The organism is Catenulispora rubra (genome assembly GCF_015356825.1).
GTDB classification, from domain to species: domain Bacteria; phylum Actinomycetota; class Actinomycetes; order Streptomycetales; family Catenulisporaceae; genus Catenulispora; species Catenulispora rubra.
Genome location: NZ_JAACYW010000721.1, coordinates 1 through 536, shown reverse-complemented (window position 1 = coordinate 536; position 536 = coordinate 1). Strand labels below are relative to the sequence as shown.

Here is a 536-nt window from a genome sequence, read left to right as displayed (position 1 = left end):
TGAGTCCTCGCTCGACCTGGACATGGCCTCGGCGATCTGCCCGCTGTGCAAGATCGTGCTGGTCGAAGCCAACGACGACTCCAGCAACGGCCTGTTCATCGCCCAAAACACCGCCGCCAGCCTGGCCGGCTACATATCCAACTCCTGGGGCGGCTCCGAATCCTCCACCGAAACCTCCCAAGACACCAGCTACTTCATCCACGCCTCCGGCATCGTCACCACCGTCTCCGCAGGCGACTCCGACTACGGCGTCAGCTACCCGGCCACCTCCCCCAACGTGGTCTCCGTCGGCGGCACCAACCTGACCACCTCCTCCAACTCCCGCGGCTGGACCGAATCGGTGTGGAACACCACCACCGGCTCCGAAGGCACCGGCTCAGGCTGCTCCGCCTACGAGGCCAAGCCCTCCTGGCAGGCCGCACTGAGCCTGCCCTCCGGCTGCTCCAACCGCATCGACAACGACGTCGCCGCCGACGCCGACCCCGCCACCGGCGTCGCCGTCTACGACACCTCCAACGGCAACACCGGCTGGAACG

General features: G+C 67.2%; 1 pseudogene. It reads left to right on the top strand.

The features are described from left to right. Positions 1-536, top strand: a pseudogene (locus tag GWK61_RS59160) (hypothetical protein); the annotation flags it as partial.